The 24,422-nt window shown below is 35.0% G+C and carries 26 protein-coding genes and 1 pseudogene; 13 read left to right on the forward strand and 14 right to left on the reverse strand.

What is annotated here, in order from left to right; translation table 11 throughout:
• The coding region (locus tag RHTP_RS07025) for a transposase (RefSeq protein WP_138106587.1) at positions 1–773 on the reverse strand (773 nt) is incomplete at its 3' end.
• 247 nt (positions 774–1,020) lie between these two features.
• Between RHTP_RS07025 and RHTP_RS07030 the strand changes: the two genes are divergently transcribed.
• Positions 1,021–1,203, forward strand: a complete 183-nt coding sequence (locus tag RHTP_RS07030; protein ID WP_138107419.1) for a hypothetical protein — start codon at positions 1,021–1,023, stop codon at positions 1,201–1,203.
• 83 nt (positions 1,204–1,286) lie between these two features.
• Here RHTP_RS07030 and RHTP_RS07035 read toward each other — a convergent pair whose 3' ends face one another.
• Complete coding sequence (locus RHTP_RS07035) at positions 1,287–2,498, reverse strand: type III PLP-dependent enzyme (protein ID WP_138107420.1); 1,212 nt, start codon at positions 2,496–2,498, stop codon at positions 1,287–1,289.
• A 170-nt stretch (positions 2,499–2,668) separates the two neighbouring features.
• Here RHTP_RS07035 and RHTP_RS07040 point away from each other — a divergent pair, with 170 nt between their 5' ends.
• Complete coding sequence (locus RHTP_RS07040; protein WP_138107421.1) at positions 2,669–3,436, forward strand: DUF2608 domain-containing protein; 768 nt, start codon at positions 2,669–2,671, stop codon at positions 3,434–3,436.
• 13 nt (positions 3,437–3,449) lie between these two features.
• Here RHTP_RS07040 and RHTP_RS07045 read toward each other — a convergent pair whose 3' ends face one another.
• Positions 3,450–4,406, reverse strand: a complete 957-nt coding sequence (locus tag RHTP_RS07045; RefSeq protein WP_212742864.1) for a ring-cleaving dioxygenase — start codon at positions 4,404–4,406, stop codon at positions 3,450–3,452.
• Between the two features lie 402 nt (positions 4,407–4,808).
• Positions 4,809–4,920 (reverse strand): annotated as a pseudogene (locus RHTP_RS09185) (PD-(D/E)XK nuclease family transposase); the annotation flags it as partial.
• Positions 4,921–5,225: 305 nt separating this feature from the next.
• On the opposite strand from RHTP_RS09185, the gene RHTP_RS07055 reads away from it, so the two are divergent.
• Together RHTP_RS07055 and RHTP_RS07060 are read left to right on the forward strand one after the other, a co-directional pair.
• Positions 5,226–6,128, forward strand: coding sequence for a hypothetical protein (locus RHTP_RS07055; protein ID WP_138107422.1), 903 nt, complete (start codon positions 5,226–5,228; stop codon positions 6,126–6,128).
• A 9-nt stretch (positions 6,129–6,137) separates the two neighbouring features.
• A complete protein-coding gene (locus RHTP_RS07060) occupies positions 6,138–6,584 on the forward strand; it encodes a hypothetical protein (RefSeq protein ID WP_138107423.1) in 447 nt (148 codons plus the stop codon).
• A 15-nt stretch (positions 6,585–6,599) separates the two neighbouring features.
• Here RHTP_RS07060 and RHTP_RS07065 read toward each other — a convergent pair whose 3' ends face one another.
• Positions 6,600–8,681, reverse strand: coding sequence for a YjbH domain-containing protein (locus RHTP_RS07065; RefSeq protein WP_138107424.1), 2,082 nt, complete (start codon positions 8,679–8,681; stop codon positions 6,600–6,602).
• 94 nt (positions 8,682–8,775) lie between these two features.
• On the opposite strand from RHTP_RS07065, the gene RHTP_RS07070 reads away from it, so the two are divergent.
• The 4 genes from RHTP_RS07070 (at position 8,776) to RHTP_RS07085 (ending at position 12,747) form a co-directional block, all read left to right on the forward strand.
• Entirely contained in the window at positions 8,776–9,234 is a 459-nt protein-coding gene (locus RHTP_RS07070; protein ID WP_138107425.1) for a DUF2227 family putative metal-binding protein, read from the forward strand.
• Between the two features lie 225 nt (positions 9,235–9,459).
• Complete coding sequence (locus tag RHTP_RS07075; protein WP_138107426.1) at positions 9,460–11,607, forward strand: GreA/GreB family elongation factor; 2,148 nt, start codon at positions 9,460–9,462, stop codon at positions 11,605–11,607.
• Between the two features lie 72 nt (positions 11,608–11,679).
• The gene (rdgB, locus tag RHTP_RS07080) at positions 11,680–12,273 is read left to right on the forward strand and encodes an RdgB/HAM1 family non-canonical purine NTP pyrophosphatase (RefSeq protein ID WP_138107427.1); all 594 of its coding nucleotides are present in this window, start codon (positions 11,680–11,682) and stop codon (positions 12,271–12,273) included.
• Positions 12,274–12,747: an NYN domain-containing protein gene (locus RHTP_RS07085; protein ID WP_138107428.1), complete on the forward strand. Its 474-nt coding sequence runs from the start codon at positions 12,274–12,276 to the stop codon at positions 12,745–12,747.
• A 42-nt stretch (positions 12,748–12,789) separates the two neighbouring features.
• On the opposite strand, the gene RHTP_RS07090 is transcribed toward RHTP_RS07085, so the two are convergent.
• The 6 genes from RHTP_RS07090 to RHTP_RS07115 all read right to left on the reverse strand — a co-directional run bounded on the left by RHTP_RS07090 (position 12,790) and on the right by RHTP_RS07115 (position 17,196).
• Positions 12,790–13,389, reverse strand: coding sequence for a hypothetical protein (locus tag RHTP_RS07090; RefSeq protein ID WP_138107429.1), 600 nt, complete (start codon positions 13,387–13,389; stop codon positions 12,790–12,792).
• A gap of 178 nt (positions 13,390–13,567) precedes the next feature.
• Positions 13,568–14,152: a hypothetical protein gene (locus tag RHTP_RS07095; protein ID WP_138107430.1), complete on the reverse strand. Its 585-nt coding sequence runs from the start codon at positions 14,150–14,152 to the stop codon at positions 13,568–13,570.
• Between the two features lie 151 nt (positions 14,153–14,303).
• Positions 14,304–14,951, reverse strand: a complete 648-nt coding sequence (locus RHTP_RS07100) for a hypothetical protein (protein ID WP_138107431.1) — start codon at positions 14,949–14,951, stop codon at positions 14,304–14,306.
• A 394-nt stretch (positions 14,952–15,345) separates the two neighbouring features.
• Complete coding sequence (locus RHTP_RS07105; RefSeq protein WP_138107432.1) at positions 15,346–15,804, reverse strand: hypothetical protein; 459 nt, start codon at positions 15,802–15,804, stop codon at positions 15,346–15,348.
• Between the two features lie 103 nt (positions 15,805–15,907).
• Positions 15,908–16,936, reverse strand: a complete 1,029-nt coding sequence (gene dusB, locus RHTP_RS07110; protein ID WP_138107433.1) for a tRNA dihydrouridine synthase DusB — start codon at positions 16,934–16,936, stop codon at positions 15,908–15,910.
• Complete coding sequence (locus tag RHTP_RS07115; protein ID WP_171005773.1) at positions 16,936–17,196, reverse strand: YggT family protein; 261 nt, start codon at positions 17,194–17,196, stop codon at positions 16,936–16,938. The genes dusB and RHTP_RS07115 overlap by 1 nt, the downstream gene beginning before the upstream one ends.
• A gap of 89 nt (positions 17,197–17,285) precedes the next feature.
• Between RHTP_RS07115 and RHTP_RS07120 the strand changes: the two genes are divergently transcribed.
• The 4 genes from RHTP_RS07120 to RHTP_RS07135 are packed head-to-tail and all read left to right on the forward strand — an operon-like array spanning position 17,286 to position 21,139.
• Positions 17,286–18,695, forward strand: coding sequence for a hypothetical protein (locus RHTP_RS07120; RefSeq protein ID WP_138107434.1), 1,410 nt, complete (start codon positions 17,286–17,288; stop codon positions 18,693–18,695).
• A gap of 20 nt (positions 18,696–18,715) precedes the next feature.
• On the forward strand, positions 18,716–19,327 hold the full coding sequence (locus RHTP_RS07125) for a hypothetical protein (protein WP_138107435.1): 612 nt from the start codon (positions 18,716–18,718) through the stop codon (positions 19,325–19,327).
• Positions 19,324–20,604: a toxin-antitoxin system YwqK family antitoxin gene (locus RHTP_RS07130; RefSeq protein WP_138107436.1), complete on the forward strand. Its 1,281-nt coding sequence runs from the start codon at positions 19,324–19,326 to the stop codon at positions 20,602–20,604. Before RHTP_RS07125 ends, RHTP_RS07130 begins: the two co-directional genes overlap by 4 nt.
• Positions 20,582–21,139 (forward strand): 5-formyltetrahydrofolate cyclo-ligase, encoded by a 558-nt coding sequence (locus tag RHTP_RS07135; protein ID WP_171005774.1) that lies wholly within the window; start codon positions 20,582–20,584, stop codon positions 21,137–21,139. Before RHTP_RS07130 ends, RHTP_RS07135 begins: the two co-directional genes overlap by 23 nt.
• A gap of 2 nt (positions 21,140–21,141) precedes the next feature.
• Here RHTP_RS07135 and RHTP_RS07140 read toward each other — a convergent pair whose 3' ends face one another.
• Positions 21,142–21,552, reverse strand: a complete 411-nt coding sequence (locus tag RHTP_RS07140) for a hypothetical protein (protein ID WP_138107438.1) — start codon at positions 21,550–21,552, stop codon at positions 21,142–21,144.
• A gap of 41 nt (positions 21,553–21,593) precedes the next feature.
• Complete coding sequence (locus tag RHTP_RS07145) at positions 21,594–23,150, reverse strand: peptide ABC transporter substrate-binding protein (protein WP_138107439.1); 1,557 nt, start codon at positions 23,148–23,150, stop codon at positions 21,594–21,596.
• Between the two features lie 86 nt (positions 23,151–23,236).
• Here RHTP_RS07145 and RHTP_RS07150 point away from each other — a divergent pair, with 86 nt between their 5' ends.
• On the forward strand, positions 23,237–24,040 hold the full coding sequence (locus RHTP_RS07150; protein ID WP_138107440.1) for an NlpC/P60 family protein: 804 nt from the start codon (positions 23,237–23,239) through the stop codon (positions 24,038–24,040).
• Here the strand turns inward: RHTP_RS07150 and RHTP_RS07155 are convergent.
• Positions 23,981–24,238, reverse strand: coding sequence for a glucokinase (locus RHTP_RS07155; RefSeq protein WP_212742865.1), 258 nt, complete (start codon positions 24,236–24,238; stop codon positions 23,981–23,983). The genes RHTP_RS07150 and RHTP_RS07155 overlap by 60 nt on opposite strands.
• Positions 24,239–24,422: the final 184 nt, after the last annotated feature.

The following is a 24,422-nucleotide window of genomic DNA, read 5'->3' on the forward strand; positions in this document are numbered from 1 at the left end:
GACCATCTTTTTTTATAGATTTTTAATGCTTTATAAGGACATCTATTAGTCAGAACTATTAAGAGTTCTCCCTTGTTGTTCCGTGAAGCTGCTAAATTAACTTCTAGCCCTAAAACCGTATACTGTCCCTTTAGCACCTTTTTTTTACCTTGTTTTAGTTTGGCAAATAAGTCTTTAAGAGAAATTGTATAATGATGATTTCTTCTAACAACCTGAGTGTCTTTTTTTATCCGAATGTATATAGGAATATTTGCCTGAAGTAAAAACTTGAACCATTCTTCTCCTATGAATTCTCTATCTGCTGTTAGAGATTTGATTTCTATTTCATTTATGACTTTTTTTAAAAGTTCTATACGATCTGCCGTTTTTGAATTCCCTGCTCTTCCTAATGAAATCCAGACAAGGGGAATAGCTACTCCTTTAACATTAACACCTAATGTAAGAATATTTATGTGCTTCTTACCAAACTTCCAATCGGTTCTATCTAAAGATAAATCGTTTTTTTTATTTTTAAGACCTAAAACCATTATCACAAATTTCATGGTCAAATAAGTATAATTATTTACGGAAATAAGCCATTTAAAAAATCTTTGTAGACGTTTATAATTGGATGATATTTTTGCCTCACTATATAAAACGGTTGAAAGATCTGATAAATTTACTGTTCTTACTACGAATAGTCCTATTAATACATTCGTTAATACAGTTAATCTAGACTTGTTCCAATCAAAATGTTCTGCTAAAATATTTTTCAGTTCGCAAATATGTTTCATAATACCTCTTAGAGTGATTTCCAGAAGTATTATGCCAGATCTCTGGTCATATTTGCGGGCTATTCTTTTTATCTGCTCCTAAAAAATTGTCCTGTACAGAGGGTTACTGGACTTAGAAAAAAGAAGAACGTAATAACCCCAAAGAGACTTATTTTAAAGCAGATGGAACTTTTTTAGAGGTTTATCGAATACGAACACAATTAAAAAATTCAGCACAACATTATTTGGTGATTTAGATTTTGAAGGCATGATTGTTGAAGTTTGCTTTGATAATCAAGTAATCGCTGCGTGTAATTACGAAAAAGGTATAGATAATATAGAAATCCAAATCCTATCACAAAATGAAGACCCTCAAGAATGTATTTTCCCTCTACAAGATTTTCTTAACGTATTAGAAATAAGCAAAAAAGCTTGTCATACAGTGCGCTAAAGAAGATGAGCTTAGAGAAAAAGAATTTTTACAATAGTAGTATTAAACGCGCAGGGTCTGATTTTATCTATGCAGCTCCTCTGTTATTTTTTTAAAAAATTAAAGAGAGACTTCATAGAAAGAGGAAGTATAAATTTTAGAATGGGCTTTTCAAAACCATTAAAGTTAGAAGCAGCAGAGATCGTATATGCTCCCATATTTTCAAAAATGATCCAATCTCCCATATTAAGTGAAGGAAGATAACAAGTTTTTAGAATACAATCCATCCCATCACATGTAGGACCCCAAATGCTGCTTTTTTGCAATTTATTTTCAGAAGATGGTTTCATCTGATAAGCTAAGGGCGTAATAACAGCGTGATCAAAGATAAGACAGTTAAATGAACCATATAACCCATCATTAACATAATACATAGTATCTTCATTAGGAAAAGACAGCTCTCGTTTAGCGATGATATTTGTACAGAGTGTGAATGCAGAAGCTGTAAAGTACCTACCAGGCTCAGCAATGATCTCAACACCAGAGGCAGCAGGAAAATATCTATCCAATTTCTCATTTATGACACTAGCAATCTCTTTAAAAAGGATTACATCCTCTTTAAAACCAGGAAAGCCGCCGCCAATATCTAGAAAAGTAAAATCAAAACCAAGGGTTTTAGCTAAGGCAAAAACCCTAGCAGAGGTTTCTAAAGCCATTGCGTAAGCATGGGTATCTTGACAACCACTGCCTACATGAAAACTCACTCCAATTACATTAATCTCTAGATCTTTAGCCACACGAAGCAAACTAGGAACGTGTTGCTCATAACAACCAAATTTCATACCAAGCTGACAGATAGATTTACTATCATCTACTCTTATACGAAGAACCATTCTAGCTTGTGGAAATAATTTCTTTATTTTTTGAAGCTCTAATTCGTTGTCAAATGTCATAACATCGACCCCCATAGAAGCAGCATAGGCAATAAAAGAACCTGCCTTACAGGGGTTGGCGTAAATAATAGATGAGCTACTAGCTCCTGATTTTAATACAGCATCAATTTCTCTTTTACTAGCACAATCAAAACCAGATCCCAAAGCAGCAAGAAGATCTAAAACTATAGGACAATCATTGCATTTTACAGCATAATATGGATGAGCTCGTGGTATTAAATCTTTCCAAAGGTTATATTTATGTACAATATCACCAAGATCTACCACATAAAAAGGATCTTCCCAACCTTCTTGAGCAGTATCCTTGATAACATCTAATACGGTTTTATCGATATCTATCCTAACGAGTGTATCTACAGTCATATTTCCTAAAATTTGGCTTATTTTTACTGTTATAAAATTCAAGCAGATATAACAATATCTTTTTTTTATCTCAAGGCCTTCTCTATTAGAAGTTTTTTAATAAAGATGGTATTCCATTAATTGACAAAAAAACCAAGATAGCAATCATTGATGATTTTATTAGGAAATGTATGAAAATTCTCTTCTTTTTTATTACCTTATTTATTTGCAGCTCGATTAGCGCTAAAATTATCGAAATAAAACATTTTAATGAAAGTATTCCCTATTTAACAAAAGACACACTTTTGATTTTAGATATTGATGATACACTGCTTGTCCCTAAACAAATGCTTGGATCTGACATGTGGTTTGAAGACAGAATCAAACAACAAAAAGGATCAGAAGCTTTTGAAAAAACTTTAAATGAATGGGAAGGAATAAGACATTTTACACAGATGCAAGTAGTAGAACCAGGCATGCAAAAAACCATTGAAGATCTACAAAAAAAAGAACACATAATTATCGGTCTTTCTACACAGTCCCTAACCTTATCTAAAGTAACCTTTAAGCAGCTTATAAATAACCACATAGACTTAAGAATAACAGCTCCTCAAGAAAGTCATTATTTTCAAAATGAAAATAAGGGTGTTCTCTATATAAACGGAATTCTTTTCACATCAGGCACCTCCAAAGGTAAAGCTCTTTTTCAACTACTTGAAAAAACAAAACAAAGATTTAAGCGTATCGTTTTTATGAATGACAAAGCCTCTCATCTTATGGATATAGAACAGGAAGCAGAGAAAAATCATGTAGAGTTCATTGGACTGCGTTATGGCTATTCTGATTTTCGCAAAAAATCTTTTGATTCAAGAATAGCTAATACCCAATTGAACCGATCAGGCTTTACACAAATTTTGTCTGATGAAGAGGCAAAAGTTCTTTTACAAAAAAAACCCTGAATGGAAGAGACCATCAATCCACATATTTCTTAAGGTTAAGTTTAATAGGGGGTAATACCTGTTCTATACTTGCTCTGTTTGGTTCTTCCCAAGGTGGTAATTTAAGAGTTTCTCCTAAATGCTCGAATGGTTCATCGACTGAAAATCCAGGAGAAACAGTAGCAATTTCAAACAAGACTCCCCCCGGTTCTCTAAAATAAATAGAGAGGAAATACTCTCTATTTAAAACAGGGGTCACATCAAGACCAAATTCCAATAGCCTCTCACGTGCTGCTAATTGTGTGATATCGGTTTCTGTAGCAAAAGCTACATGATGAACCGTACCATATCCACTCAATCCCTTTAATGCTTCTGGACTACAAAGAATATCCACAAAATCACCAGGCTTATCGCTAGCAGAATAGCGAAACCGATTCTCTGTTTCAGCAATGAACTTATGATCCACCTGATTGACTAATAAATTTGCTGTTTTCTCATAGCACTCTTCGACAAGCGTTATTCCATAGAATCCTTTAATGGCAAATTGAGAAGGAATATTTCCATAAGTAAAACTTGATCTGTTATCCAGTTGATTAGCTACAAGCTCTAACCCTAAACCATCTAGATCTTCAAAATAGATCACGGTTTCACTAAAACGCTGCTCAGGCTTTTCATAGGGAATATGAAACTTATCCAATCGCTTAGTCCAATAATCAATCGAATGTTCAGGAATAGAGAAAGAAGTAACGGTTAATTGCCCTTTACCTTTTCGACCCTGTGGTATGCCAGGATAGGGAAAGAAGGTCATTATGGTGCCAGGAGAGCCTTCCTCATTGCCATAATATAAGTGATAGATTTCAAGAACATCAAAGTTAATCGTCTTTTTCACCAACCGCAAGCCTAAAATACCTGCATAAAAATCTACATTTTTTTGTGCATCCGATGCTAAAGAAGTAATATGATGGATTCCTGTAACCAAAGTATTCATCATTTCATAAAAATCGATCTATGTTTTTATGTATAATGTTTTTTGTAACTCTCTGTTCTTATGCAGCAACAATACCCTTCTTTAAATTTTCTATCTGTTTGAAAGGTAAGTAGGTATGCTGAACAAAGAACTCTATTATTCATTAATTTCTTCTTTTTTTAGAAAAAAACAAGCAGAACTTATCTTAGAAGTTGACCGCAGTAGTTCCATCCAAGATACATTTTTGCAGCTCTTCTATTTGCTCTTTAGATAAATCAGCTGATAGAGCAATCACATCCATTCCCACTTTATTTTGTAATAGACGTTTTGCTAGTTCTATTTTACCTTTTTCAATACCTATAGCTATCCCTTCATCGACTTTGTATTCCAGAATAGCCTTATCTACAATAGGGTTTTTTTTAAAGGAACCCAGGATGTCATTTAAAAAATGGATCAGAATATCTTTATTTTTTTCTGAACCAAAGATCTTCTTAAAAGCGATATCGTTTTTTGGATCTAAATATCTGAAAAATGCTATATTTAAGTCTCCTTCAATGAACTGATGCTATCTGCTATTCATTATATAATAGCTCATTTTAGCAATCCATTTTTTTGTTTTGCTGCAAGTTTGAACTCTACATTCTCTTACATGCATTTTACTCTGCTTTTTTCATTCATTAAAATATCAATGGCTACTTGATGTTTTTCAGCACACGAAAATTATTGAAAAATATACTTGCTTATTTTTTCTTAAAATTTTAACTTTTATCATATTTTTAATGATTCTTTAAGATTTGGTTATAAAATCTGATTTTTTTTAAAGAATGAATCAACGGAGGCGTCATGACAAATCCAGTTAATCTAGATCAGGCAAACAATACTCCTGTAACTAGTCAAGCAACACAAGAAATTTTTGCAGGAAGAACTTGGTGTCCTATTTTAAGAGGGAATCCTCTGTTATCTGAGGAGCAAAAAAATCTCGTAAGAAGTATAAATCTATTTGGTTTATCTCTTTTTGTGGCAGGCTCAGCCTTACTTGGCGTTACTATACCCTTATCTGATTCTGGCTTTAATTCTGAATTGATGGATCCTGATTATAGAGTGATTAGCAGTTTGCGGTTTCCTTGTCTTATTCTTGGGGCAAGTGCTTTATACTGTGCAAAAATCACTGCTACTTATTTTAAAAAAACGAATGAAAGCCCAACGGAGGTATCTCCTGAATTAAGACATGAAATTGAAGAGAGAGTAAAGGAAAATGTGTACCAGTTACAAGGCGATGGTTCGTTAGAAAATGGGGCACCTTGGATAAATCCACAGTCTGTAAAAATAAATATACCGCAAACTCCCCAAGAAGGGCTAACTCAGCAAAATGGCCTTTGGAATAGAATTACCACAATACAAACATCACAAAAAGGGTTATTCATATCTCTGGGAACATACTCTATTTGTGCTGCCTCTGCAGCTATTATAGAATTTTTTAAACCAGATCCACCACCTGACAGTCTCATGCCTTCATTTGTAGATAGCACAGTTGTTGCAAAAAACACCCAGAAATGGAGTTTCTTGATTATTTCTTTAGCTACTGCAAATGCTACCATTTTTTGTGCAAAGTATTTTTTGAAAAATCAGCAACAAGTGCAACGTACTATAACGCCAAGAATATCTTCTTTCATAAAAAGCTGCGTTAAACAAGAAATAATAAAAGCAACCCCAGGACCAAGCGGATTGCAAAACATGAGAATATAAGAGGTTTATATGAGCGCAATTGTACAATACGAAAGACTACCATCAGGCACACATCCAGTACAAACCACAAATCAAGCTTCTTGGAGAGGTTGGTCTTTGAATCTCCTTAAACCTCAAGAAGAATTTTTAATAGGTCTAGGTAAATTGATGGGTGTTCAACTGCTTGGTTTTTTCATAACCGGAGCTCTTGCTGATATTTCAAATCAGGGTGAGATGGCAAGAGATTTAAACTTACATTTGACAGATACCTACTATAAAACTTGTACCCAGGCAGAAAATACTTTTATAACTACCACGATATCTACTGGCATCTATTTCCTATGTACTTACGGCTATTTTTTAAAAAAGAACCAAGAAAAGAATAGCGCAAATGTATCCCCAAAAATGCAAGATGCCATACAACAGCAGATAGAAGAAGAAATTCGGACACAGTTAGGTAAAAGACCATCTACATGATCCATAGTCTCTAAGCTAATAGTTATAGCGCGCGCGATACAAAGTGTCATAAAGAGATGTCCCTGTTTTTGCTCTAGCTCCTACATCTCGAAGGTAGGCAGACATGGAAAATCCAAGATAGTTACGAGAACTACGGGGAAAAAAAAGATCAAGCGGTAAGACAAAACAAAAGCCTTTATCGTAATAAATTCTTCCGTTTACTCGATCATGACCATTTGTTATGGTCATCCAGAGGGAGAAACGCAATCCACTGGGGAAATAACGACCTAACTCTATGCGAACTCCTCTGTCTTTGGCTAAAAATCGCCCTACACTCATTTGCAGATCTACATGTAAGGGCTTGCAGTCATAATAAATATCCAGGAAATATTGCATCCCCGTAAAAGGGATTTCGACATATCCTGTTTTTTTTAGTTGTTTTACATGGTTGGTAAAGGCAATGCCTTGGTACTTACGTTTATAAGTTGCAGCGCATTCTAAGCCGATTGCCCAGTTACTATTCACCGGATAAAACAAACACTCTGCTGCAATTCCTGCATAAGCGATTTCAAAATAACCAGTTGCTGTGCGAAAAAACCATCCACATCCCAGATTCCAGGTTTTCTGCAGATAAGCTTCTTCTAAAGAAAGTCGATTAGGACGCAAATAGGATAGCGTATCTGAGCGCACAATGGGTAAATACGAAGGATTTTTCTGATGTTGCCTGATTTTTTGCATACTAGATGCAATCGAATAACCCAGTTGGATTTTATAGTAGAGCTGATCTTTAATATAGCCCTCAGGCGAAACAATCGCACCTATGTTGTACTTAAATTTGCCGTTGTTAGTACCAAAAAAGGTAAGCATACGAGGACGTATTACCAATGTTCCAATCGGCTTATGCCTTTGAAAAATGATGGCTTCTTCATAAGAATTCTTACACTCTGGCACTTCTTGTAGGGGAACGAGTGCATTATATGCAAAATCGCTTATTTGATTGTGATACCAACACCGCAGAAGTTCCCTATCAAAACAATACGCTTGGCAGTTCACCCCACCTTCTTCTACAACTAATAGAATGCTTTTTATATCAGAAGGGGTCAAAGCGGCCAAAACACATTGAATTCGCTCTCTAACCTCAGATTCTTCTCGGTAACGTGTATTGATTATCTTTAAACACAACTGCTTGTCACCAAAAGCATTGAATCGAAGAGATGCTCTATATAAATCCAGACCTTGCTGTTTTAGTGCATAAGCAATTTCCTGAGAAAAATCTTGCTCATTACGAATACATCCTAAAGGCTCTGTATTGATAGGTGATACATATAAACAAGGATCTTGTGGCTTTGTTTTTTGATTCACTCCTAAAGGAAACTGCAGACAACCAGATACAACTACTTCTTTTCCCCTTAGACTTGCAAGGGAAAATTGAAAATAATCACCTGCTGAAAAAACAAGCCCTGTATTTATTTTTCCTCTACTAGAGTCATATTCAGCGATAAATGAGAGACTTTTCAAAAATCCCTTTTCACTTTTTCTAAATGGACTCCAAGATATACCCGCAAATATTCCTTGTAATCTTTTTCTACCCCACCCCAAGGAACATTCTACATTTAGAGGAAGAAACTGCTTGCTCATCACAATATAGGGAGAACTAACGCCCCCTATTCCGATAAAATCATCTATGCCCACAGCAAGAGATGGAAGATACGTAAAACCGTCTTTTTCAGTAATCAATCCTAATTTAATATTTGCTATTCTATCTGTGTTGTGCTTTTTCTTTTCTTTGTAAATATGATAATTAACTGATACCTGAATCCGATCAAAAAACTGAAATCCGATACCGTACATTTGAAAAGAGGGGGTAGCCGTTATATTCGCAGCTAAAGTACCTGTTGTATCCATACGCGCAGAAGGTGTATGGAAATACCCTCCCAATGTCGAATAGTTATAAATAAAAGGGAGCCTATCAGATATCTTAATTTCTTCTATGAACTCTAGATCATGAAGAAGAAAGTTCTGTTCAAATTTTTCTAGGCAAAAAGAATTTTGTTCTGCAAAAATCCAAGAAGCGCTAACAAGAAAAACAGCACAACACATCTTAAGTGAAAAATTCACAAAGCACTCTTATATAGCATGCGTATTTTCAAAGGACGCACCAAAAATAAAGAGCTACTTAGTTTTTAACAAGACTTTAAAAGGATGAAAACTTATGGCAAACTATAGAACTCATACCGGATTCAATCTTTTTTTCATGTTACCTACTTTAGTAGGTTTTGGTTATTACTTCTTCCAGCCTTCAGAAAAAGCTCTGATTGTTTTTACTGCAACCTTTACCTATGCTACTTTATTTATGAATCCAGATTTAGATCTTGTTCACAAAGTAAAACTATTTTCTCTGCGTGGATTTATCACATTGCCTTTTCGTGGTTACTCCAAAATATTTAAACATAGAGGAATTTCCCATTCTTTTTTATTAGGCTCTTTTACTCGTATTATTTGGCTTAGTTTTGTTCTATTTCTAGTTTGCTTCAGCTTTTCCTTTTCAGATTATCTCTTTTCTTTTTACAAAAATTTTAAAACATATTTCATCTATGCTTTAATAGGGATTTGCTTAGCCGATTGGAGTCATCTACTTTTAGATGCAAAAAAAACAAGAAAAATAAAATAATCTTTTTTTTAAATCAATAAAAATTTGAATTTCAAAAAAAACAATCCTTTCTATCACAGGAATTGTTTTTAGAGTTTTAATTGAAGATAATTAGTTCAACTCATATACTCAATGGATGCAAGAAAAAGCAATCTGAACTATTAGTTAAAAAGTCAAAAATGGAGCTTATGATCCTTTTGACGACGTTTTCTTTCACATATTTTCTATAAGTTATAAGGAATTCAAATGAGCTATCTTAAAGATTTCCAAACTCATATCGCTAGACACAACTATTCTGGAGTACTCAAGTTGTGGGAGGAGTATTGCGCTGGGGATGAGTTGGATATAGAAGAACTCAAAGCAATTTTAAAAAGCATCAAACGCTCTGAAATGGCTGATTCTTTCGGCCTACACGTACAAGAAATTTTACCTTTATGGCAAATCACTCCACAAAGCCCTGGTTCTCAAGAAATATTCAAGCTTATCATTGATTTACAGACAATGAATGATGACGCCCTAGCACAGATGACGTTAGATTTCTTAAAAGCTAAATATCCGAATGATCCTCTTTTTAATGAGAAAATCCGTCTAATAGGGCTGCGTAATCGAGAAAAGTTCCAAGGTGCAATTAGTAACTTTGAATTACTCTCTCATATGAAAATGGGAAATTATGTCTTCCATACCGGAGGATGGGGCGTTGGAGAAATTGTAGATTTTTCTTTTGTTCTTGAGCAAGTAAGTATCGAGTTTGACTATGTTCCTGGTAGAAAAGATCTTTCCTTTGTAACTGCATTTAAAGTTTTAATACCCATTCCTCCTGATCATTTTTTAGCTTTGCGATTTGGAAATCCTGATTTACTCGAGAAAAAAGCCAGGAAAGATCCTGTTGAGGTAATTCATATGTTACTAAGGGATCTAGGGCCTAAAACAACAGCAGAAATTAAAGATGAACTATGCGACCTCATCATCCCTGCTAAAGAATGGACAAGATGGTGGCAAACCACTAGGTCAAAGTTAAAAAAAGATACCTTTATTGAAATCCCTGAAGACATTAAAAATAACTTTAAATTAAGACAAACAGAAATAAGTCATGAGCAAAAGCTCAGCGACGTGTTTCAAAGTAAACCTAATGCAGACACTCTTATTGAAATGGTCTATGGATTTTTAAAAGATTTTCCAGAAACACTGAAAAATGAAGAGTTCAAAACAACCCTCAAGACCAAGCTCTCTGAAGCTCTTTTACTGACTGATATCACCCCTGCTCAAAGTCTACAAATTCATTTCTTTTTGCAGGATTTAAAGGATGAAAAAGAATCTGAATTTGTAAAAGAAATTTTCAAAAACTGTTCTTCTATTTTTAAACTAATCGATGAGATCAAAATTATTAGCTTTAAAAAACGTTGCTTAAACTATCTACAGCAACACTCTGAAGAGTGGCAGCAGATTTTTTTAGATTTGCTTTTTTATATCGATGTATCTGCATTAAGAGATTATATCCTTTCTGCTTTACTTGCAGCTAAAGCCTCCGATGGTCTTATTCAAAAGCTAGAACAACTATACACAAATCCAGCTAAATACCCATCTGCTTTTATTTGGTACTTCCAAAAAGTCATTAGTCAAAAAACACTCCCCTTTTGTGATAAACAGGGTAGAACAAAATTTTTCGAAGGACTTTTAGTTTTGCTTAGCAGAATCGAACACCAACCTCTACAAAGAGATCTTGTTAAAAAGATTCATAATCTTATATCAGTCGGTCGTTTTGCTATAGTAAGACAGATCATGCAGGAATCCAGTATTGAAGATGTAAAAGAGTTTCTTCTTCTTGCTACAAAATGTCATTCTTTGAGCGATCACGATCAGAAAATCTTTGTCTCACTTGCAGAAGTAGCCTATCCTCAGTTGGCTAAGCTCCATAAAAAAGAGATCCAAGAAGATCTTACTATTTGGACAACCCAAGAAGGATATCAGAAACTACAACAAAGAATTCAACAAATAGCAACAGTAGAAACTGTAGAAAACGCTAAAGAAATTGAAATTGCAAGAGCTCATGGAGATCTAAGAGAAAATGCAGAATTCAAAGCTGCTTTAGAGCGCAGAGATAGACTGCAATCAGAGCTCAAAACCTTATCTGAACAAATGCATCGCGCACGTGTTTTGTCTAAAGAGGATATTTCTACTCAAGAAGTAGGAGTAGGAGCTATTATTGATTGTAAAAATACTCATGGAGAAAAAATAAGTTATACAATTCTAGGACCCTGGGATGCGGATCCAGAAAAGAATATTCTTTCCTTTCAATCCAAGCTAGCCTCAACCATCAATGGTTTGTCAGTAGGAGAGTCCTTTCAATTTCAAGAAGAAACTTTTACTATAGAAGCAATCCATAGCTATCTTTAAAATTTTGAAAAGGAACTTTGCATCCAATGTCTCTGATTTGTTATATCTTTATTAAAACAAGAGAATAGCTTTATGCGTTTGATTATTGCCAGTAAGAATGTACATAAAATCAGAGAGTTTCGTGCTATGCTTAAACTATTTCCTAAATTGGATTTATTAAGCTTAATCGACTTTCCTTTTTATGCCCCTCAAGAAGAGACAGGAATGAGTTTTACAGAAAATTCTACTGCTAAAGCTATACATGCTGCTGCTCAATTGAATGCGTGGGTAATTGCCGATGATTCAGGGCTTGTCGTACCCGCTTTAAATGGGGAGCCTGGTATCTTTTCCCATCGTTACGCAGGAAATAAGGCAACCGATAAGCAAAATAGGCAAAAGCTGCTTAACTCCATGCAGCATTTACAAGACCCTTTGCGCCATGCCTATTTTGAATGTGTGATCTCTTTAGCCTCTCCAGAGGGCTTGAAAAAAACCACTACAGGAAAAGTAGAAGGGGTTATTTTAGAAAAAGAAAAAGGCAGTTTAGGTTTTGGCTATGATTCTATTTTCATGAAGCACGAATATGGAAAAACATTTGCTCAACTAGAAGAGACTATTAAAAACAAAATCTCTCATCGCAGAAAAGCACTAGATAAACTTTTTCCTATATTAGAATCTCTCGTTTAAATGCGTTACTTTGTAGATGGGTATAATCTGCTTTTTTATTTAACAAAAAAACGCAACCCTCTGCGCCAGTACCGCCATGAACTCATCACGTATTTTGCAACTTCTATCTCTTCTTTTTTAGATGTTGTCTTAGTCTTTGATGGCAGTGATCCACACGAGAAGCACTCTACCAAACATCATATAGGCCAAGTAGAGATCATCTATACCCCGCTAAGCATGACCGCTGATTTCTATATCTTTGAAGAGATTCAATTACATAAAAACCCAGCACACACAACAGTTGTATCTAATGATCAAGAGCTAATTATTCGCTGCAGAGCATTAGGAGCAAAAACCCTTTCCTTAACAGATTTTATCTCTTACATTGCTAAAAAAAAAGAAAAGAAAAAAAGATCCCTAGCAACTCCTGCTCAAGAAACTCCACAGGAAATTTCTCGTCTGTTAAAAATCTTTGAGAAAAAATTGAAAGAATAAGAAAAAAAGCTGCCCTAAATTTTAAGGCAGCTCATAAAAAACTTAGAAACCAATTCCGTAGCTGAAAATAACTTCAGGAACATAAGAGGTCTTGTAAGATGTAGGATAAGAAATACTATAGGAGCTCTTACGATGAGTCCAAGTCTTCTTAACTATCTTATCAAGAGCAAAAACAGGGAAGCCAATTTGCATTTGGAAGAAACGCTGACAATTTGTTTCGTTTCTATATTGTTTACCAAATACAAGCTCTGGATAAATAGCTACATGAGAGTTATTCATAAACTCTGTTTTCTCATGTACACCTTTAAGGCCTACGCCTAAACCAGCATAAAATTCAGATTCTAGGTTTGGTTTGAAAAAATAGTTGTATAAAACGCTTGCACGAGCTGTTGTATGCATCCAAGTTTTAGCAATAGATCCAGACAAATCAAATCCATGATGATCTTTTTGCGCTCTATAACCAATTCCAAAAGAAGGAACTAGTTCAGGTAGAGGACCTACTCCAACATTAAGGTATCCAAATGAGTTTTCAACACAGCAACAGCTGGTTTGTTTCTCTTCTTGAACTTCCTGTGTGCTAGCACATAAGAAGCTAACAGGTAACACAAGACAAGCTGTAACAATTTTCAATATCTTATTCATATACACATTCTCCGTTGTTAATAATGAAATACAAAAGACATTCTATGAACACAGAACATTTTTTTCTTCTTAAAAGAAAATTTATATAACAAAAATAAAACCCTTATCCTATCTTTAATAAGAAAACCCAAGGATTTCTAGAGACTGTTCTATTTTTTAAAACAGCTCTAAAAAATGCTTAGAAACCAATTCCATAGGTAAAAGTAAATAAAGGAGCGCATTCCAAATCAATTTTCACTGCTTGGTAATCGCGATAGGATCTGATTTTTTTAGACCTGGTATAAAGACCTGGCAAACTCACTTGTAGTTGTATAAAGCGTTGATTGCCTTGTCTATTGTTATATTGTTTACCCAATGCAATCTCTGGTGAAAAGCCCACGATAGATCCAGATCTTTTTATATCGATATAGTTAATACCAACTCCCAATCCTACGTAAACCTGAGAGCTTAAATTGGGAAAGAAAAAGAAGTTGTATAAGACATTCGCTTTTCTTCTCTTAATACGAGCTTTCTTATCTTCAAAGCAAGATGTGTAATCAATAGTTTTACATACAATCGATGCTGATAGATCTAAACCATGTTGGTTTTTTTGCAATCTATATCCGACTCCAAAAAAGGGAGCAGAAAAAAGAGATTCCATGCCAACATTCACATACCCAAATGAATTCTCAATAGGCTTTGCAACTTCTACCTCTTGTGTGTTAGCAAATAAAGAGCTAAAGGCCAGCATAAAAGCAGGAACAATTTTTAATATTTTTTTCATATAATCTTTCTCGTTTCTTATTAATAAAATGGATAACGACCATTCTATTAACGAGAATCTTTTTTTTCTTCTTGAAAGAAAATTTATATGACAACAATAAATATTAAATGAAGCTTTTAAGATAAGAGGGTAAAAGAGCTAGAAAAGTATTTTAAAAACCAATTCCATATCTAAAAGCAAATCCCAAGGAAAAATTGTCTTTAGAACGAACTATTGGCACGTTAAAACCAGTTTTCATTTGTATTTCTATAAAACTGCCCCTATACTTTTTTCCTAATACAATTTTTGCTTCTAAACCTATAAAACGCCTATAGGTTTTTAACCACTTCGCTTTTGGCTCTTTTTCCTGAGAAAAAATAACCCTGATCATATTAGCCAATGCATTAGCTATTATACTACTAGAAAGATCTTCTCTTTTATATATATGATAACTAACACAACCACCTAATCCTACATAAAATTGAGGCTCTAGAGAAGGGGTGAAGAAATAATTGTATAAAGCATCTACTCCTATTTTTTTATCTTCCACTTTTGATTGCCTAAATATCAAATCCCCCTTATCTCTTAATTTTGAGTAAGATAACGATAAATCTAAACCGTAATGATTTTTTTGCTTTCTATATCCAAGCCCAAAAGAAGGCCCAAACAACTTTGAATCATATTCCATCTGTGCACTTATATACCCGAATGAATTCTCAATAGATTTTGGAATTTCTAAATTTTGTGCTTGTTCTGTATCAGCAAATAAAGAGCTAAAGGCCAGCATAAAAGCAGGGACAATTTTTAATATTTTTTTCATATAATCTTTCTTATTTCTTATTAACCCCAGTTTTGGGTTTTTCTCTTTGATTTTAAAGTAGATAGGTACTCATTTGGTGATCTTAAATTGCGAATTTGCAATAGTTTGAACAAATGAGCAAAATCTAGATGAAAAATACTAGGTTCCAAGCAAGTTTAGAAATAGACAAATCATTTGTTATCAATATTTTAGATTGTGATTCTTATTGGATAAAAACCCAAAACTCAGGTTATTAAGAAAATGGATAACGACCATTCTATTAACAAGAATCTTTTTTTTCTTCTTTTAAAGAAGAATTTTTATATGACAACAACAAATATTAAATGAAATCTTTAAGCTAAAGAAATGAGAGCGTTAGAAAGATGTTTTCTGAATGAAAAAGTGTAAATGTATTTTAAAAACCCATCCCATATCTAAGAACAAATACAACAGCATTCTCTTCCTTGAAGAGAATAGGTATTTTTAAGAAGCCCACTTGCATTTCTAAAAAACTGCTCGCGTATTGCTTCCCCAATCCAAGCTTTGGGCATAATTCTAAAAAGGGTCTACGTTTTATCTCAGCAGAACGTCTAAAAAAGAAAGCAGTCATTGCTTCTTCTTTACTCGTATGGTAATCAATGTCTAGTCCCATCCCTATATAAAATAGTTTTACATAGGGTATAGATAACTTTAAGCCACGGTAATCTTGTCTATATCCAGAAAAAGAACCTTCTGATTTATCTATGTTCGCATTTGGAAGTGCATTTTCAATAGATTGTATGACTTCTAAATCTTGTATTTCTTCTGTATTAGCAAATAAAGAGCTAAAAGCTAACGCAAGATAAGTATGGGCAATTTTTAAGAGTTTTTTCATACAACCCCTTTTTATTTTTTAACGAATGGAGATGGCTTTATTATATCAGGAATATTTTTTTCTCGAAAGTTGTATGAGAACAAAAAAAATATAAAAATAGATTTTAACAAGAAGAGATTTCTTCTTCTGTTTTGGAAGAAGAGACAATCACCTCTTCCCAAGCATAATCTGTGATTAGCTTGCGGATCTCTAGCGTTGACTCTGCTCTGTTAATCGCTTCGCGTAATTTAGATGCACCTTGCATGCTTTTTAAAAACCAGCACCCAACTCTTCTTAAATCTTGAACGGCTTTTCTCTCTTCTTGATAAGAGATAATGTGCTCTAGATGTTCTAAAAAGATATCGCGTCTTTCATAAGAAGTTCGAGTGGGTATTTTTTTTGTGGTTAGATATTCATAGACATCTTCTACAATCCAAGGATGGCCCATCGTACCACGAGCAATTAAAATGGCATCGCATCCCGTGTATAAAAAAAGCTTTTCTGCATCAACAGCTGAAAAGACGTCACCATTACCGATTACTTTGATGGTTTGTGCTGCTTGTTTGCATTCGCGAATCCAATCCCAGTTCGCAGGACCTCTATAAGCTTGAGCTCTAGTTCTTCCATGAATACAAATCGCTTTGGCTCCTGCTGCTTCAGCAATCTTCACAATTTCTACTGCATTAATTTGAGAGCTATCCCAACCAGCACGGATTTTAACAGTAACAGGAATTTGTACCGCAGATACCATATTTGCTAAGATGTCACCAATTAATTGAGGTGTTTTTAACATTCCCGAACCACTACCATCTTTTGTCACTTTATCAACAGGACATCCGCAGTTTAAATCAAGACTATCAAAGCCTAAGTCTTGAATAATACGCGCACATTCTGCTGCAAGCTCTGGCTTGCTCCCACATAATTGTGCACCGATAGGATGCATGGTAGGCTCAAAGTCTAAAAAACGACAGGTTTTGGGGTTCTGGCGCACCAAAGCATCCATTTTGACCATCTCACAAAAAATCAAACCGGGTTTGTACTTAGCGAGCATTCGACGAAAAGGAAGATCTGAACAACCGGCTAGGGGAGCGCAAAAGATATTAGAAGGAAGAACAAGAGAGCCTAATGAAAAAGATTTCTGCAGTAAGGACATTAGGTAAAAAGCCGCAGAAAGAAGATTTCAAGGAATTGGAGAGCAAAAAAAGCAATGATTGGACTTAAATCTAAACGCCCGCCAATAGGAGGAATCAGGTTTCTAAATACATTTAAATAAGGGTCTGTATAAAACCGTAAAAAATGCATAAAACGCGTATGGGAAAAAGAAGGAAACCAGGAACCCAATATACGCAAGGTCAACATGATCGTATAGACAAAGAAAATCCAGTGAATAATATTAGCTAGTAAAATAGACATGGCATTAATATTATCTAACTTCCATTAATCTTTTCAAGACCAACTTTTGATTAGATTATAGTAAAAATTTTATAATTTGAGGTCTATTCTTGGTTACAGTAGGAATTGCACTAAATCAAGAGCACTTACGTATTGCGATTTTAACTCAGAAAAAATCAAAAATCACCATTCAAAAAATCTATACACTAACAAACTCGCCTGATTCTGTAAAACAGCTTTACAGAGATCTGTCTATTTATGACAAAAATTTTACTATATCTACTTTCTTGGAAACACAAGATGTCATCTTAAGGCGCTTGGTTCTTCCCCTCACAGAAAAAAGAAAGATTCTAGCGACTCTGCCATTCCAAATTGAGTCCTTAGTAATGACTCCAAATGACTCTATGGTTTCTGTGTGTATTGATCGGACTTCTAAAAAAAGCTCTTCGGTTGGAGTTTTTATAACCTCTCAGAATCTTTTCTTTAAGCACATGCAATCTCTAGAAAATAAAGGTCTTCATACGCATTTTGTCAGCTGCAGTAGTTCTAGTTTATTTCGTTTTATCACTTGGGTATTTCCCAAACAAAAAACAGGGATTGTTATTCATATTGGATCTCAAGAAATGCTTTGCTTGTTTTACCAAGAAAATCATCTTGAATCCGTTAAGGCATTTTCAGCAGATCCTGCATGTTTACAAAAAAATTTAGAAAAATATCAATTGTTCTTAACTCAAAAGGGATGGGATACCAATTGCCCTTATCTATGTATCGAAGAAACCCCTTCCCTCGTTGATTTTAAAAACTTAGTAGGAGGAATCTTTACTGGTGAACAGCTAATTTTAGAAGATCCAAGTCATCACCCATATGCTCTTGCCATAGGAGCAGCATTAGAAGCTCTTGCTGAAGATGGCAGCCAAGTGAATTTTAGTCAGAAGATGTTTATGACAAAAAAAACTAAACAGCATTTATTAAGAAAAACATTTTATTACTTAGGTGTTTGTGCAGTTCTCAATCTTGTTAGTTTAATAGGAGTGCAAACATATCTACACAAAAAACAAACCGCATTGCTTGCGCACATCACTTCTATTTTACCTAAAGAATTACAAAAAACTTCTCCTAAATCGATTCAAGATTGGCAGAATCACCTTCTTTCTTGGAAAAATAAGCTCAGCATACAAAAACTTCCCTTCTCTCTTCTTCCGACAGTTCCTAAAGTAAGTGATGTTTTAGCATGGATAAGTGCTCATCCAGCATTTATCAACGAAGCAAAGGCTAAGGATGGAATAGAGGTTTTATCTATTCATTACCAAATGCTCAAATATCCAACCGTTGATCAAAAAAACATTTCTTATGAAGCACAGGTAGAAATTGAATTTACTGCATCAGCCCCAAGACTTGCACGTGAATTTCATGAATCGCTGCTTAAAGAAAACCAAATGATTCATACAAAAAAACCTGTACAATGGCATGCACAGGGAAATAAATATCGCGCTATTTTCACCCTAAAACCTTTGAACTAACTATTTTTATGCGCTCTTTTTTGCATCGTTTGATAATCACAAGATATAACTGGATACTGCTACTACTAGCACCGCTGCCCTGCTGTTTGATCATTCTTCATGGTTATTATCGCTTATATCAATTGGAAGAGCTGGCAAATACTACCCAAATCATTCATAAAAAAATTCTATACAATGAGCTGGTACAAAAAAAAGAAGCAAAAATTCTCTCTCAATTAAAAACAAGTGATCCTCAATACTTAGATAAATATGTAGAATCCCTTTGTTTTCTACAACCAGAGCAAAAAAAACTACAAACACTTTTATTAGAAAACAGGTTAGACCCTATCTCTTCTCAACGATTAAATTGGATTTCTCAAGAAAATCAGCTAGCGTTTTTCGAAGAAAAAATTAGAAAACATACTTTGTTTTGTGAGGTAGAAGAGAGACAACAAACGACCATTCAAGCAAATGAAGAAGACTTAAAACAACTACTCTGTTTTATTGAACAAGTACATATTTGGCCCTATGGGCCAAAACCTGGCGTTCCTTTTTTGTTTATTACAGATTTTAATCTGGTTAAAAAATCTATTACTCCTCAACAAAAAGTTTTCTGTATCGATATGAAATTAGTTAAACGAGAAGCTCTATGAAAAAAAAAATACTTTGTATAATGGCTCTTATCATCTGCTCCGGCTGTGGTTCTTCTTTTCGATCTGATTCTACTGCAATTGTAAGCTTACAACTTATCGATAGAAATGGTTTTGCAGAAACCATTAGCAATCAAGATCGTTTATCGACTTATCAAAACATAGATTTTCTACAACCTCAACCTTATCAAAAAGTACTTAGGGTTTATAAGCGTACCGATCTTGGCAAAAGCTCTTCCGTAGTGACTAGTTATCACGATAATGGCCAGCTTTGGCATCATTTAGAAGTTATTGATGGTAGAGCTCACGGTCTATATCAAGAATATTATTCCAACGGCCAGCTCAAAATAGATGCTTTTGTCATTGAGGGTGTAGCCGATATTCATAATTTAGCTCAAGCAAGCTGGATCTTTGATAAAAAGAGCTCTGTAAGAAATGAACAAGGACAAGTCATTGCTGAAATTTTCTATGACAAAGGTCTTTTACACACACCCAGCATCTATTACTATCCTGAAGGACCCATCAAAAAAATCATTCCTTACCAGCAAGGGCTCATTGAAGGTTATTTGGAAGAATTTGACTTCGATGGCAACATTTTGCAAAAAATAGCTTACCACAAAGGAGAGAAAGAAGGGTTCTCTGTAGGCTATTGGAATAAAGAACAATTACAATTTAGCGAAATCTACCAGAAAAATCACTTAATAGAAGCTACCTATTTTGATCCAAGTGGGGAAAAAATAGCAGAAATCTATAATGGCTCTGGTCAAAAAGCAGAATTTATAGAAGGAAGACTGCATCAATTAATCACTTTCTCTGAAGGCATTGCAGAAGGAGAGATAAAAGTATTTAATCCTAACAGAAGCCTACACGCTATTTATTCTATCAAAGATCAAAAAAAGCAGGGCGAAGAGAAGATCTATTACAACGGTAATTCTCAAATCAAACTCTGCCTTTATTGGGATGATGACATGATCCAAGGTATGGTTAAGACTTGGTACCCTAGTGGCAAACCAGAGAGCCAAAGAGAGTTTAACCAAAATAAAAGACATGGGACTAGCGTAGCTTGGTATGAAAGTGGCGATGTGATGCTAATCGAAGAGTATGATCGGGATCTATTAATTACCGCTAGTTATTTCAAGCCCAAAGACGACACCCCCGTCTCTCAAATAGCACAAGGAAAAGGAACTGCTACCTTGTATACTTCTAATGGCATATTCTTAAAAAAAATCAGCTATGAAAAAGGAAAGCCCAAAATTGATGAAGAACCGCTCTTGCGCTAAACAGTTAATGAGAGAAGAACTCATTAAGATACGTAAAGGTCTTTGCGAAGCTAGAAAAAAACAAGCTGCCCATAACGCTTATTTGCAACTTAGTGAAAAGTTAAAACCCTACAAAAGCATACTTTCTTTCTACAGCATTAAAAATGAAATCAACATCAATTTATTGAACCAAGATCTGTTCAAAGAACATAAACTTTTACTACCTAAAATAGAAGATACAGGTCTTAGCGCTCATAAAATTACCAAGTTCGAATTTATTTCTTCTGCTTTTGGTATACTAGAGCCTCATCCAGAATTCTCTATTCCTATTCCTCTAGAACAGATCGATTGCATTTTAGTACCTGCATTAGGCTTTGATCGACTGTGCCATCGCATAGGCTATGGCAAGGGTCATTACGATCAATTTTTAGAAAAACTAAAAAAAGATCACTTCAAACCTTATACAATAGGAATCGGTTTTCAAGAACAGCTCTGCATTAAGCCTTTACCTGCTGAAAGGCATGATATTGCTCTAGATGAATTATTGTTATTTTAAAACTAGGGTCTTTGAGGAGGCTGCATTTCCTGATACTCTTCTTGTGGAGTATTATCTTTTTTTCTAGCTCTACATGTACGCGTGCCTAAACAACTAAGAGCCTTTACAGCACCTCCAGTAGCTACTGTATCACATATAGAGAACTGCTCTCCACTTAAGCAATACCAAACGACTACATAAGGGGTTTGTGAACGACTCTGTTGTACGGGGACCCTACTTTGATAAGGTCCATATGTATTATACCAAGTAGTTGAGTTTTGTGCACGAATGAGCATCTCTCCTAAAAAAGAACCATCAGCTCCTCGTACTACAGCTCGCAAATCATAAACACTATCATTAAATAAAAGTATGGATTCAGCTTGCGTATAAGAGGTAATAAAAAGAAAGCAAGCTAGCGCCCATATCATTTTCATAATTGACCTTAAATAAATTTACTTAAGAAATAGGTAAAAATTTATTTTCTGTCAACTTTAGCCCATTTAAAATCTATTCCGCCGGTAGAAGATAGCGCGACTTGACGAACATTTCGATTTAAATAGAGCATACGATAATAATAAATGGGAATCATAGGCATATTATCCATTAAAACCTGCTCTGCTTGTTTTAAAAGAAGCGTTCGTTGTTTACTATTTACTGTTTTGTTAGCAGAGTTAAGTAACTGTATGTAATGAGCGTCTTCCCAACCGGTATTATTGGACCCGCCTTTTTTATATTTAAACACTTCTAGAAAGTTCATTGGATCTTCAAAATCTGCAATCCAAGATCCTGTTGCTAGTTGATAATCTCCTTTGGAAACACGATCAAAATAGATTTTTGCTTCTACAGCTTCTAACTCTACCAGCACTCCCAAAGATTTCATCCATTGTTGTTGCAACCCTTGTGCTAACACATGGTTTTTCTCATCAGCTCGATAAAGAAGAGTGATCTTAGGAAGATCTTTTGCAACAAGATCTTTAGCACTTTTTAGATCCGCATCTAAAAAATAAGGGTTATCTTGCAGACCTAATCCAGTAGGAACTAGCCCTGTTGCAACCATTTGATTTCCTTGAGTGATATGAGAGACGATATCTTCTCTATTCACCGCCAAGGCAAAACAGCGTCGAACAGATCGGTTATTAAAGGGAGGTTTTTGTGTTTGTATTCTTACCAGATATGTCCCTAAAAACTCTTTATCCATAAAATAAGCAGATTTTTTCAAAGAACCCAAAGCCTCAATAGGAAGGGTGGATAAAGGAGAGCCAGCCCAATCAATTTCTTGCTTTTCAAACAGACGCAGCTCTGTTTCTTCAGAGAGCATATAAGCTATAATTTCAGATAAAGAAACAGAAGAGCTATCCCAATATAGAGGATTTTTATGCAGTCGAATCAAATTGCGTTGTTCCCAATTGGCTAGAGTAAAAGGACCATTACAAATATACCCAGAATCCTGCCAACCCCAATTTGGATTTTCTGCATCTAGTTTGCGGTGCACAGGGAAAAAAAGAGGAAAAGACAACAGCTCTAAAAAATAAGGCGCTGGATGTTCTAATTCGATTTCCAATTCATAATCCGATAACACACGAATTCCTAATTCCGAACTGGGCATCTTTCCTTCTTTGACAGCTTGTGCATTTTTAATCAGATACATCTGATAAGCAATATCTGATGGAAATGCAGGATCTAGCACTTTATGCCAAGCATAAGCAAAATCATGCGCTGTCAATAGGTCCTTGTTCGACCAATAGCTTTTCATTAAGGTAAATCGATACCGCGTTCCCTCTTCTGATACTTGCATATCTTTTGCCAAAGCAAACTCCACCCGGCCTTGTGGGTTTTTGCGTGTAAGCCCCTCAAATAAATGTCTTAATAAGGTAATGTCTTTAAGAGCTCGTGCGCGTCTTGGATCTAAACTTTGAGGATCATCTCCTATATTGATACGCAATACTTGTGATTGGGCTTCTTTTTTTTCTTTTGAAAAAGAAAAACAACCAGTTAAAAGCACAATAATACATGTGAAAAAAATTTGAACCATGATATCTTCCTATCACTTTTTAAAGAGATCTTTTTTACTTTCACTATAAGATAAATAGATCTAATAACGCGAGGCTTAAAAAAATCATGTCTTTAGTAACAAGTAGTCCCATTCCTGTGTTCAATACACCTGAATTTCCTAGCTATTTTCAAGGAAAAGGCGAATCTATACCATTAGATGATCAAGGATTAATGAGATGTTTAGAAACGATCCTTTTGCCAGGAATGTCATTCGATTTACGAGAAAAGTTAACAGACAACATCTTTAAAATAAAGACGCCTAACTATTCTGGGAAAGAACTATATATTGACAAAAGGTTTTTTAATAAGACGTCTTTAATAGAACAGCCGAGTAACTTACCTAGTGTTGATAAAATTTGCGAAACCTTGAAAAATTTAAATAGAATTCCTTATTTGTGGGGAGGAAATTGCCCAGAAGGTGTTGCTAGAATGCTTGAGCTTTACCCTGTCGATCTCTCTAGCCTTGAGACAAAGATACAAAATATCTGGCAACTCAAAGGTGTGGATTGTTCGGGCCTTCTCTATTATGCCACTAATGGATATACCCCTCGCAACACCTCTGATTTAGTGAATTACGGGAAAGCCGTCTTAATGAAAAAAGAGATTGCTAAAATAGTACAACCACTGGATTTAATTGTATGGAAAGGACATGTGATTATCGTCATCGATAAAGAAACCTGTATTGAAAGCACCATCAAAAAAGGGGTTCATTTACGTAATCTTTCTGAGAGAATAGAAGAGGTTTTAAAAACAAGAAAGCCTGTAAATCAAAACCCCTCTGATGATTCTTTTGTGATTCGCCGTTGGTATTCAGACAGCCTGAATTCTAGCATAATGCGCCGCACCAAACAAAGCTGTTGTATCCTCTAATATAAGATGGATAGGAATGTCTTGCATAAGGGAAGAAAACCTTCCCTTAGCTGTAAAAGCTGACATAAAACCGCCATGTTTAAAAAAAGGCAATAACCTCGGCGCTAATCCACCACCTAAATAAACACCTCCTCTAGCTAGATATTTAAGCGCTAGGTTTCCAGCTTCTGCACCATATATGGAAATAAATATTTCCACAGCGTGTATACAAGCTGTGGATAAACCTTCTAACCCCAGTTTTGGGTTTTCTAGCTGGTAACTAGCTCTAAACTTTCCTTATCAGACATCCTAATACAAGGCTTTTTAGGTTGCCTCATATAAGCCGCAATTCCACAAAGAGTATTAACCAAAAAGTTACTCACTGATCTATGCCTTGTGTGCT

It is taken from the genome of Candidatus Rhabdochlamydia sp. T3358 (assembly GCF_901000775.1).
In the GTDB taxonomy this organism is placed as follows: domain Bacteria; phylum Chlamydiota; class Chlamydiia; order Chlamydiales; family Rhabdochlamydiaceae; genus Rhabdochlamydia.